Annotated in this window: 9 protein-coding genes; 3 read left to right on the top strand and 6 right to left on the bottom strand. The window is 71.9% G+C overall.

What is annotated here, in order from left to right; genetic code table 11:
- Positions 1–85: 85 nt before the first annotated feature.
- Positions 86–1,078, bottom strand: coding sequence for a DUF222 domain-containing protein (locus ACYVAG_RS16915; protein WP_460771618.1), 993 nt, complete (start codon positions 1,076–1,078; stop codon positions 86–88).
- A 204-nt stretch (positions 1,079–1,282) separates the two neighbouring features.
- Here ACYVAG_RS16915 and ACYVAG_RS16910 point away from each other — a divergent pair, with 204 nt between their 5' ends.
- Positions 1,283–2,659: an amidase gene (locus tag ACYVAG_RS16910; RefSeq protein WP_460771616.1), complete on the top strand. Its 1,377-nt coding sequence runs from the start codon at positions 1,283–1,285 to the stop codon at positions 2,657–2,659.
- Positions 2,656–3,027 carry a hypothetical protein gene (locus ACYVAG_RS16905; protein ID WP_460771615.1) on the top strand — a complete coding sequence of 124 codons (372 nt, stop codon included), beginning with the start codon at positions 2,656–2,658 and terminating at the stop codon, positions 3,025–3,027. Before ACYVAG_RS16910 ends, ACYVAG_RS16905 begins: the two co-directional genes overlap by 4 nt.
- A gap of 45 nt (positions 3,028–3,072) precedes the next feature.
- Here the strand turns inward: ACYVAG_RS16905 and ACYVAG_RS16900 are convergent, their stop codons facing one another.
- Positions 3,073–4,998 carry a PHP domain-containing protein gene (locus tag ACYVAG_RS16900; RefSeq protein ID WP_460771613.1) on the bottom strand — a complete coding sequence of 642 codons (1,926 nt, stop codon included), beginning with the start codon at positions 4,996–4,998 and terminating at the stop codon, positions 3,073–3,075.
- 165 nt (positions 4,999–5,163) lie between these two features.
- Here ACYVAG_RS16900 and ACYVAG_RS16895 point away from each other — a divergent pair, with 165 nt between their 5' ends.
- Complete coding sequence (locus ACYVAG_RS16895; RefSeq protein ID WP_460771612.1) at positions 5,164–6,105, top strand: NADP-dependent oxidoreductase; 942 nt, start codon at positions 5,164–5,166, stop codon at positions 6,103–6,105.
- Between the two features lie 88 nt (positions 6,106–6,193).
- On the opposite strand, the gene ACYVAG_RS16890 is transcribed toward ACYVAG_RS16895, so the two are convergent.
- From ACYVAG_RS16890 to ACYVAG_RS16875, 4 genes are all read right to left on the bottom strand, one after another.
- The gene (locus tag ACYVAG_RS16890) at positions 6,194–6,805 is read right to left on the bottom strand and encodes a TetR/AcrR family transcriptional regulator (protein ID WP_460771610.1); all 612 of its coding nucleotides are present in this window, start codon (positions 6,803–6,805) and stop codon (positions 6,194–6,196) included.
- Positions 6,802–7,380 (bottom strand): hypothetical protein, encoded by a 579-nt coding sequence (locus tag ACYVAG_RS16885; protein ID WP_460771608.1) that lies wholly within the window; start codon positions 7,378–7,380, stop codon positions 6,802–6,804. The genes ACYVAG_RS16890 and ACYVAG_RS16885 overlap by 4 nt, the downstream gene beginning before the upstream one ends.
- Before the next feature lie 64 nt (positions 7,381–7,444).
- Entirely contained in the window at positions 7,445–9,421 is a 1,977-nt protein-coding gene (locus ACYVAG_RS16880) for a M13 family metallopeptidase (RefSeq protein ID WP_460771606.1), read from the bottom strand.
- Between the two features lie 30 nt (positions 9,422–9,451).
- Entirely contained in the window at positions 9,452–10,486 is a 1,035-nt protein-coding gene (locus tag ACYVAG_RS16875; protein WP_460771605.1) for a hypothetical protein, read from the bottom strand.
- Positions 10,487–10,634: the final 148 nt, after the last annotated feature.

The following is a 10,634-nucleotide window of genomic DNA, read 5'->3' as shown; positions in this document are numbered from 1 at the left end:
ACGATCCCGTTGACGCGGACCAGCCCGGCCCGAACCCTGGAGGTCGGGGAGTTGGTGTCGGTCATCCGGCGGCCCCGCCGCTGATTCATTCCGGCCCGCGACTTCGGGCCGGGTTATCCGGCGGCTTCGTGGGTGGGGCCTCTGGTGATGGGGCGGCGGTGTTTGTCGACTCTGGTGGGTGGGATGACGACCGGCATCCCGGCGGGGTCGATCTCGATTTCCCAGCGGTCCGGTCGGCTGGCGCGGTGGAGGCGGAGGGGTTCGACGAGGGCGTGGTGGTGGGGGCAGAGGAGGACGAGGTTGGCGCCTGCCTCTGTCCACCCAGTGGACCGCATCCAGTCGTTGAGTCGGATCCGCAGACAGGTCTTGGCCCGGTGGTCGCGCCTGCTGCTTGCGCAACGAGCTGGATGAGGGCGTCGGCGCTCCGTTGTTCGTGGGTCACCTCGTGCAGCGGGTCCAACCGGTCGCGGGATTCGCGTTGTTCCCGTCGCCCTGCCGCGACCAACCCGTTGATCATCGAGACCAGGGGTGCGGCCTCCAGTGCGGGGAGGTTGCCGCGGATGTCGAGGCCACCATCACCGTCGTCCAGCAACCGCAGGTGGCGGCGGGCGTACGCGCGTTTCCTCTGCGCTTCCAGCCGTTGCTGTTCGGTCTCCGCCGACGGAATCTGCGACGGTGCGACCCGCCCCAGGCAGTCCCGGACCGCCTTCGCGACGGTCGTGCCGGTCACCTCGGCGGCGTGCGCGACGAGGTCGGCCTCCGCCGCCGCCCGCTCGTCGGTGCTCAGCCCGTCGGGGAGTTGGCGTACCGCTTTCAGCACCACTTCGGCCCGGTCCACCGGCAGTTCACCGGCGAGCGCGGCCTCGCGTACGGCTTGGCTCTCCGCCAGCTCCCGGCCGGTGTAGACCGCGCCCATCGCCTCCGCCTTCGACACCGACGGGTCGGTCATCAACAACGTCGCCAAGGGTGTGCCTTTGGCGGTCTCCGCCGATTTCGCCGCGTCAGCCTCCGCGACCAGCACCACCGCCAACGCGCCCACCCGCCGCGACACAACCCGCGACAGCTCGACCAGCTCCAACCGCGCCCCGTCACCCAACCCAGCCCGGTCTTCGCAGAGCGCGTCCAACGCCGCAGCGGCGCGTACGAGCGCCTCACGCGTGTCGATCACTTCCCCCGAAGTCATGAGTCAAGGGTATCCCACAATGACACTAAAAGCAAACATGTGTTCTAATAAATGTAAAGGAATGTCGCCGACCCGCACCCCCACGCCTAGGATCACAGCGTGGACCCCACCGCCCTTCAGCTCGCCGCCCGCATCCGGGCCCGCGAGGTATCCGTCGCCGAGGTCACCCGCGAGGCGATCGGGCGGGCGTACGCGGACGAACTCGGTGCGTTCGTCCACGTCGCCGAGGAGTCGGCGCTCGAGCAGGCCCGAGCGCTCGATGCCCGGTTGCGCGAGCCCGAGTTCGAGCCCGGCCCACTGTTCGGCGTGCCGTGCCCGATCAAGGACCTGACGGCTGTCGCCGGGCTGCCCCATGAGGCCGGCTCGGCCACGCAGCGCGGCAACATCGCGCGCGTCGACGACGGCGTCGTCACGCTGCTGCGTGCCGCTGGCACGGTGATGATCGGCAAGACGGCGACGCCGGAGTTCGGGCTGCCGTGCTACACCGAGCCGGAGGGCCACCGGCCCGCGTCGACGCCCTTCGACCCTTCGCGGTCTGCAGGCGGGTCGTCGGGCGGCGCGGCAGCGGCGGTCGCCGGAGGCATCGTGCCGCTGGCGCACGGGTCCGACGGCGGCGGCTCGATCCGCATCCCCGCGGCCGCCTGCGGGCTTGTCGGCCTCAAGCCCAGCCGCGGCCTCATCTCGCCCGGCCCCCACCGCGTCGACGGCCCGGCGTTGTCCAGCCACGGCGTGCTGACCCGGGACGTGCGCGACACCGCCGCGGCCCTGGACGTGCTGGCGCAGCGGTGGCCAGGGGACACGTACGCGGCCCCGGAGGCCTCGTTCCTGGCCAGGCTCGAGCGGCCGGTGCCGCGGCTGCGGGTCGGCGTGACCACGCGGCCGCTGATTGATCCCGACGCGCCGGTCCACCCTGGTGCGCTGCGCGCGGTCGAGCGGACGGTCGCGCGGCTGGTGGCGCTCGGCCACGAGGTGGTCGACGTGCCGGTGCCCGACCTCGCCGAGCGCTGGCAGGCCTTCCGTTCGGTCTGGTCGGTGGGCGCGGTGGGCGCCCCGGTCCCGGCGGGCCGGGAGGGCGACCTGCGGCCCCTGACCCGCTGGTTGCGGGAGGTGGGGCGCCAGGTGAGCGGGGAGGCGTACGCGGCCGCGATCGCCACCCAGCAGCGCGTGACACGCGAGCTGGCCCGGGCGTGGGAGGACCGGTGTGACGTGGTGGTGATGCCGACGCTGGCGCAGCCACCCGCCCGGCACGGGTCGCTGCGCGACGACGCCGACCCGGAGGCCGACTTCGCCGCCCAGACCGCGTTCACCCCGTGGACGAGCGTCTTCAACATCACCGGGCGGCCGGCGATCTCGCTTCCGGTGCACGCCGAGGACGTGGACGGCGTACGCCTGCCGTTCGGCGTGATGCTGGCCGCCGGGGCGTTCCGTGACGACCTGTTGCTGGCCCTCGGGCTCGAGCTGGAGGAGGACCGATGAACCGTCAGGGCAAGTTCGTGTTCACGATGGCTCACATCGTGGCGCTGTCGGTGTTGGCCGTGGCCGGGGTGATCACGCTGATGACCGGCGGCATCCTGGCCAACCGTTCGCTCCCGCTGGGACTCGCGTTCGCCGCGGTCGCGGCCATCGTGTTCATCGGCCTGTGGAAGTCGTCGAAGGTCGCGGTCGGCGTCGGCGCGGCCGGCATGGCGGTTGCGCCGATGCTCGCTGGCTGGGCGGGCGCGCCGGTCGACGAGGGGGGCCACCTGACGACGCTGCTGGGCCTGGCCCTGCTCTATGCCATCTGGCTCGCCACCTGGCGCCACCGACCGTGGGCGCCCGCGGAGGACGACCAGACGGAGGAATGACACCGACGGCCCCGGCTCCCTGCGAGCCGGGACCGCCGGCGCGCGTCAGTGACCGGTGTTGGCGAGGCCGCCGGTGGCGTCCTTCGGGGGCTTCGTCGGGGCCGGAGTGCCTGGACGGCCGGGTGTACCGCTGGGAGTGGGCGAACCGGACGGGCTCGGCGATGCCGACGGGCTGGGCGATTCCGAGGGGCTGGGGGACTGGCTCGGCGTCGGCGACGCGCTCGGGGTGGGTGCGGCCGCGCGTACGTTCACGAACACGGGGTTGGCATAGAACCACGTGTCGATCCACGGGTCGGCGTCGCCGATCATGTCGCCGTGGCGGATCGGTCCGGCGGGGTCGACCGCCGCGCCGTGGTAGCCGGGACCGGAGCGGCGGCCGTCGGACCCGCGGAATCGGACGTAGAACGACTCCTGGACGTCGCGGAAGACGTGGGTCAGCGTGTAGGTCCCGCGGCGCCCCTTCGTCTCGAACCGGTGTAGCACCTTGGTGCCGGGTGCGCGCATGGTGTCCCTGTCCGCCACCGGGCCGGTGACCGGCCCGCCGATGATGTCGACGTGGGCGAGGTCGGGCCGGATGCCGGCGAAGTTCACGTAGTCGGTCGTGGTCACCGTGATCTCGACCGTCACGTCCTGGCCGCGGACGGCGGCGACGCGGCCGCCGAGCGTGGTGCCGACCCCCGCCGCACGCGGGGCCGCCGTGCCGGCCGTGGTCGCGCGGACGCGTACGTCGAGGCCCTGCAGCAGGTGGCCGTGGTCGACCCACACGCGGCCGGCGCGGAGGGCGGCCATGACCCCGGAGTACGAGCGGTCGGTGACGCCGGTGTGCGTACGCGAGAACTGGCCGGGCCAGTAGTCGGACCCGCCCTGCGGCTGGCCCGAGTCGACCGGGTCGGGGCGCTTGCCGAGCACGGCCCAGCGGTCGAACTCCTTCGGCAGCGAGGTGTAGGGCTCGCTCGCGGGGTAGTCGCCGATGCGCCAGGTGTCCTTCACCGTCAGGTGGTTGTCGGAGTTGGACGTGATGAAGAACGGCAGGCCCTCGGCCAGCATCGAGTCCCACAGGCCGCCGACGGTCGCGGTCATCCAGTCGAAGCCGCCGTAGGGGCGATACATGTCCTCGGTGTACGCGGGGTGGGAGTCGGGCCGCGGGCGATTGGTGTATTCGCCGCGCTGGTCGCCCATGTCGACGTTCTTGCCGGCACCGTAGCCCTGCGCGCCGGGCGCGCCCTCCATGCCGATCATGATGTCGCGGTCGGCGTCGCGCCACAGGCGCATCTCGTGGGGGGAGTCGATGCCGAGCCGCATCGGATGGTTGGCGATGATCAGCGCGTCGTCGACGCGACCGGCGCGGCGCTCGCCACCCAGCCAGGCGATGGCCTGCGCGGCCTTCTGCTCCCACTCGGCCGCCTGCGCCGCGTTGGCCGGCTTCTCCCAGCCGTTGAGCTTGCCGTCCCAGGCGAGCTCGAACGCGCGCAACGTCGTGGCCTCGTTGGCGCCGGGCGTGACCAGGACGGTGCAGTGCTCGGCGGCCGGGATGTACCACTCGATGCCCTGGAAGATCAGCATCTTCCGACGGGCCCGCTCGGCCTGGATCTCCTTCAGCGACGAGAACACGCCCTTCTCGGCGTGGGCGAAGTTGGAGTGCTCGGTGAACGCGAGCCAGTCCACGCCGTAGCGCTGGGCGTTGTCGAGCTGTTGGCGGATCAGGTATTTCGCGTCATGGCTGTATTGCGTGTGCACGTGGTGGTCGCCGACCAGCCACGTGAGGCGCGGGTCCTCGGCGTACGCCCGGGGCGGGCGGGTCGTGCCGACGACGCCGGCGGCGCCCAGCCCGGCCGCGGCGGCCAGCATCGCGCCCGCGCGCAGGATCTGCCGCCGGGAGAAGCCCATGGCGGCGAGCTCCGCGTCGGCCTGGACGCGGAAGGCCTCGACCTGTGCGGTGGATGTGGTGTCGTGGCTGCAGCCCTGGCACATGGGGGGACCTCTTTCGGTGGTCGGATCGTTCTGGGGGAGGCTGGCACGGGTCGGCGACCAATCGGGGGGTGAAGGGTGACGACTGGGTGACATGTTGGTCGTCTGTCCATGGCGTGACCGAGGGGGAGGTCGGCTGCCGAGGCTGGGGGAGGCCACAATGGCCTCATGCGCCAGGCACAGATCGACCGATTCGGTGGGCCCGACGAGCTGCACGTCGTCGAGGCCCCTGTCCCCGAGCCCGAGGCGGGCGAGGTCCTCGTCCGCGTCCTCGCGGCCGGCACCAACCCGCTGGACTACAAGATCCGCGACGGCTCATCGGGCCTCGCCAAACGCATCGGCCCCGACGACTTCCCGGTCGTCCTCGGGCGCGAGGCGTGCGGTGTCGTCGAGCGGTGCGGCGAGGGCGTCAACGACTTCGCCCCCGGCCAGCTCGTGTTCGGCGTGACGCCGCTGAGTCATCGCGGGCGCTGCTATGCGGAGTACGCCGCGCTCCCCGCGACCTGTCTCGCGCAGGCGCCGGAGGGAGCTGACCCGGTCGTCCTGGGTGGGCTGGCGCTCGTCGGCACCACCGCCTGGGTGGCGGTCCACGAACTGGCTCGGGTGCGCTCGGGGGAGAAGGTGCTGGTCCACGGCGCGGCCGGCGGGGTGGGCCAGCTGATGGTGCAGCTCTGCGTGGCCGCGGGGGCCGAGGTGTGGGCGACGGCCTCGACGCGCAACCAGGATCGGCTCCGCGAGCTGGGCGCGACGCCGATCGACTACACCACGACGGACTTCCGCGAGGCGGCACCCAAGGTCGACGTCGTGCTCGACGGGGTCTATTTCGACACGTTCGAGAAGTCCCTCGACCAGCTCGTCGACGGCGGGCGCATCGTCGTGCTCCCGACCCTGGCCGACCTCACGCCGGCGCAGGAGCGGGGCATCGAGGCGCACATCCCCGCCATCCATGACCTGCCGCGCGAGATGGAGCAGCTGGCGCTGCGCGTCCACGAGGGCGCGGTGAGCTTCGAGGTGTCGCAGGTGCTGCCCCTGGAGCGGGTGGCCGACGCCCACCGCGAGCTGGAGTCGGGCCACGCGCGCGGCAAGATCGTGCTGGACCTGCGCGGCTGAGGCCCTGGGTGTGACTTTTCGCTCGTCAGTGACGATCTCGAGCTCGTTCTGAGCCGTGAGATCGTCACTGATGAGCGATGTGTCACGTTCAGTCGGTCTCCAGCAGCGTGCGCCGCAGCGTCTCGCTCAGCCAGTCCGCGTAGGCGTCATCGGTCCAGCCGCAGTCGACCCCGAGCAGATACACCTCGAGACCGCACAACATCCAGAGCTGGTCGGCCGCGGCCTCCTGGCTGACCCCCGCGCGAAGGTCGCCCGACGCCGCGAGACCGGAGGCCAGGTCGTCGACCGCCGCCCGGCGCTGGCCATCGCCCGCCTGCTTCAGCTCGACGAGCGCCGGCTCCGATGCTGCGTCGCGGACCACCGGGGCCATCGATCGCGCCGGCCCGAGGATGGTCGCGGTCCAGCGGGCCCAGGCGTCGAGGCGCTCCGCGGCGGTGGGGCTGGCGGAGATGCGCTCGCGCCACTCATCCGCCCCGGCGTCCGCCTCCAGCCCCGCCAGCACGGCCGCGACAAGCGCCCCCTTGCTGCCGAAGTGGGTGTGGACGGTCTGCGCGCTGGTGCCGGCGAGCCGGGCGACCTGCGCCACGCTCGTGGCGTGGAACCCGTCGGCGAGGAAGCACTCGCGCGCCGCAGCTGCGATGCGATCCCGGGTCTCCTCGGCCCGGCGGGCGCGGGCCGGCGAGTTGTACGCGCGCGTCACCGCACGCCCACCCCGGGCTCGACCTGGCCAGCGGCCTGTCCGGTGGCGCCCTCGCCGATCGCCACCCCCCGGATCGCGAAGACCAGCAGCACGAGCCCAGCGCCCACGCCAGAGATCAGCGCGACCGGCCACGCGGCAGACCCCGCGAAGGCGAGGGCGAGGCCGATCACGCCAAGCGGCGTGAGGGCCGCGGCCAGGGCGAGGAACATGCGCATGCCGGTCACCCGCGCCATCGGGAAGAAGTGGGCCCCGACCACCAGTGTCGTCCACGCCACTCCGGCGACGGCGAGGTCGACGAAGCGCCCGAGCACCAGGCGGCCGCCGAACAGCGCGACGACCTCGACCGCGAGGATCAGCCAGAACCAGCCGCCGAACGGCTTGGCCGAGTCTTCGTCGCCGCGGCTGAAGAGGCGCCGGCGCCCGCGGACGACCAGCGCGACGAAGGCGACCGCCGCGGCGGCCGCGACCACGCGCACGACCAGCGGCCAGAGGGCGGGCAGGCCCCCGCTGTTGACCAGCAGGAACACGAGCCCGAAGCTGGCGCCGACGAGTGATCCGATGAGGCGACCCGACATGATCAATCCTTTCGAGGAGGTATCGATCACGCTAGACATTCACTTGATTCAAGTCAAGTGAAAATCACCAGATCGACACCCGCTCCTGCGGATCCAGCCACAACGCGTCGTCCTCGGTCACCTCGAACGCCGCATAGAACGCGTCCACGTTCCGCACGATCTGGTTGCAGCGGAACTCGTTCGGCGAATGCGGATCGGTGGCCAGCCGCTGCTTGACCGCCTCCGGACGGAACTTGGCCTGCCAGACGGCCCCCCAGGAGAGGAAGAGGCGCTGGGCTGGGGTGAAGCCCTCCTCGTCTCGCTGCGCTCGCTCGGAGAGCGGCTCCTCGTCTCGCTCCTGCGCGATCTCCCACGCCTTGTACGCGATGCTCAGCCCGCCGAGGTCACCGATGTTCTCGCCGATCGTCAGCTCGCCGTTCACCGTCTGGCCGTCGGCGCCCTCGGGGGACAGGGCCGCGTACTGGTCGATCAGAGACTTCGTGCGGGCCTCGAACGCCTCGCGGTCGGCGTCGGTCCACCAGTCCCGCAGGCGCCCGTCGCCGTCGCACGTCGAGCCCTGGTCGTCGAAGCCGTGGCCGATCTCGTGGCCGATGACCGCCCCGATACCGCCGTAGTTCACCGCGTCGTCGGCGTCGACGTTGAAGAACGGCGGCTGCAGGATCGCCGCGGGGAACACGATCTCGTTGCGGAGCGGGTGATAGTACGCGTTCACGGTCTGGGGCGTCATGAACCACTCGTCGCGGTCGACGGGCTCCGACACCTTCGCGATGGCGCGGTCGAGCTCGAACCGGTTCGCCCGCACGACGTTGCCGACCAGGTCGTCACGGGAGACCTCCAGCGCCGCATAGTCCCGCCACTTCGCCGGGAAGCCGATCTTCGGCGTGAAGCGCTCCAACTTCTCGAGCGCCTGCGCCCGGGTCTCGTCGGTCATCCACTCCAGGCCCGAGATCGAGCGGCGGTAGGCCTCGATGAGGTTCGCGACCAACTCGTCCATGCGGGTCTTGGCGTCGGGAGAGAAGTAGCGCTCGACATAGAGCCGTCCCACGGCCTCGCCCAGCGCGCCCTCCACCAGACCGACGCCGCGCTTCCAACGCTCGCGATTGGTCGGCGTACCGCTCAGGACCGTGCCGTAGAAGCGGAAGCGCTCGTCGACGAACGCCGACGCCAGATAGGGGGAGAACGACGACACCAGTGCGAAGCGCGCCCACCAGCGCCACGCGTCGAGGCGGTCGGCGGTCACGAGGTCGGCCACCTCGGAGAAGAACGAGGGCTGGCAGTTCACGACCTCCGCCACGGCGTCGGCCGGGATGCCCGCTCCAGCGAGGAACGCGTCCCAGTCCACGGAGCCGGCGGCGGTGAAGTCGGCCCACGACTGCAGGTTGTACATCTGCACCATGTCGCGGCAGCGCACCTTGTCCCAGTGGTGGGCGGCGATCGCGGTCTCGAGCTCCATGACGCGCTCGGCGGCCTCGGCGGCGTCGGCCTCGAACCCGGCGAGGGCGAGGGTCCGCTCGATGTGGGCGACATATTCGGCCCGGATCGCCGCCGACTTCTCGTCGCGGTAATAGGCCTCGTCCGGCAGCCCGATGCCGCCCTGCGCGACGAACAGTACGCAGCGGTCCGGGTCGCCCGGGTCGGAGTCGGCGTCGAGCCCGATGAGGGACCGCGCGCCGATCGCGGCGTGCTCGCCGCACAGCCGGAGCAGGTCGGCGGGGGAGCCCACGGCGTCGATCGCCGCGAGCCGTTCGCGCAACGGGTCGAGCCCCGCGGCCTCGGCGTGGTCGACGTCCATGAAGGAGGCGTACAGGTCGGCGATGCGCGCCTCGTCGCTGCCGGGCTCGCCGCCCGGCAGCCCGGTGATGATGTCGCGGACAGCGGCCTCCGCCGCGTCGCGCAGCTCGACGAACGCGCCCGCGCCGGGCTTGTCGTCATCGATGGTCGCGGTCTTCAGCCACGTGCCGTTGACGAAGCGGAACAGGTCGTCGGCCGGGCGCACGGAGCGGTCGAAATCAGCGAGGTTCAGGGCGGGAGCAGTGGTCACCAAGCCACCCTAGCGCCCGCCCCACAGCCGTCAGCGGCGGAACTTCACCTGCATCGGCTCGGTCATCAGGGACGCGACGGCAGTGGCCTTGAAGGGCCACTTGCCGGTCACCTCGCCGGAGGTCTTGCCCTGGGTCACCTTCACGACGATGGACATGTCCACGGTGAACCCGGCCTCGGCGATGGTGTCGTCGGAACCGCTGATCCTCGGCTGCAGCCCGTCGGCCGGGTTGGGGCCCTCGAGGCGCCACCGCAGGGTGTTCAGGTCGGGCCTGAGATCAGGCGCGGTGCCGACGTGCTGGGGGCAGTCGGGCGGATCGATGGACTTCTGCTGCACGCAGGCATCCAGCGCCGCCTTCGCCGCGGCGAGGAAGGCCGTTCGCCCCTCCTCGGTGATGCGGGGCGCGGGGGCGAGGCGCGGGAAGGCCTGGCCGTCGGCGGCGGTGAACGTGGGCTCCGCGTACGCCACGTATCGCTTGCCGGTCGTGACGCCGTGGGCGCCGGGGAAGATCTCGACCTCGGTCTTGTCGATCTCGACCCCGTCCACCAGCACCGGCAGGCCCTTGCGCCTGTTGATCTGCAGGGTGGTGGTGCCGCGCTCGATGCGCCAGGTGCCGTCGGGCTGGCGCACCGGCTTGAACAGGGCGCGCTTGGTCTCGCTGCCGAGGCGATAGCTGACCTCGGTGACGGTCTCGGTGTCGGTGACGACGGCGATGTCGGTGATCGGGGCGACCCTGCGCGAGGCGGCCAGGGACTCGTCGGTCAACAGGAGGCGGTCGGCGGGCTGGTGGGTCTGGAGCGACAGGGCCTTCGCCGCGTCGCCGGACGCCACGGCGTCGAGGAAGGCCAGAGCCGCGTCGGACGGCCGGGCGTTGGAGTTGGGGCCCTTCTTCGGGGCGTTGCCCAGCGTGATGGCCAGGGCCACGACGACCGCGAGCGCGATGACGGCGATGGCGCCGACGCCGAGGATGACCGGCCGCATCGACCGCTTGGGGGGCGGCGGCGGAGCGGGGGGCGGGGGTGCGGCGCCGGGGGCGAAGCGGCTGCCGTACGCCGGGTGGCTCACGGGGGGCTCCTGGGACTGGTCGGGGCGCGTGGGCGGGGCGCTCGCAAGGATAGCCGTCGGGGGCGCCACCGGCGCCGGCGCGGACGGACGCGGAATAAACTGCAACTCGAGGGTTGCGGATGACGCAAGGAGGTGCAACACTCGAGTT

The organism is Mariniluteicoccus flavus (genome assembly GCF_054776655.1).
This window is presented reverse-complemented; position numbering and strand designations above follow the sequence as displayed.

Excerpts from the sequence above, each read along its gene's own strand:
- ACYVAG_RS16905 (WP_460771615.1), top strand. The coding sequence starts at position 2,656 with ATGAACCGTCAGGGCAAGTTCGTGTTCACGATGGCTCACATCGTGGCG.
- ACYVAG_RS16900 (WP_460771613.1), bottom strand. The coding sequence starts at position 4,998 with ATGTGCCAGGGCTGCAGCCACGACACCACATCCACCGCACAGGTCGAG.
- ACYVAG_RS16895 (WP_460771612.1), top strand. The coding sequence starts at position 5,164 with ATGCGCCAGGCACAGATCGACCGATTCGGTGGGCCCGACGAGCTGCAC.
- ACYVAG_RS16885 (WP_460771608.1), bottom strand. The coding sequence starts at position 7,380 with ATGTCGGGTCGCCTCATCGGATCACTCGTCGGCGCCAGCTTCGGGCTC.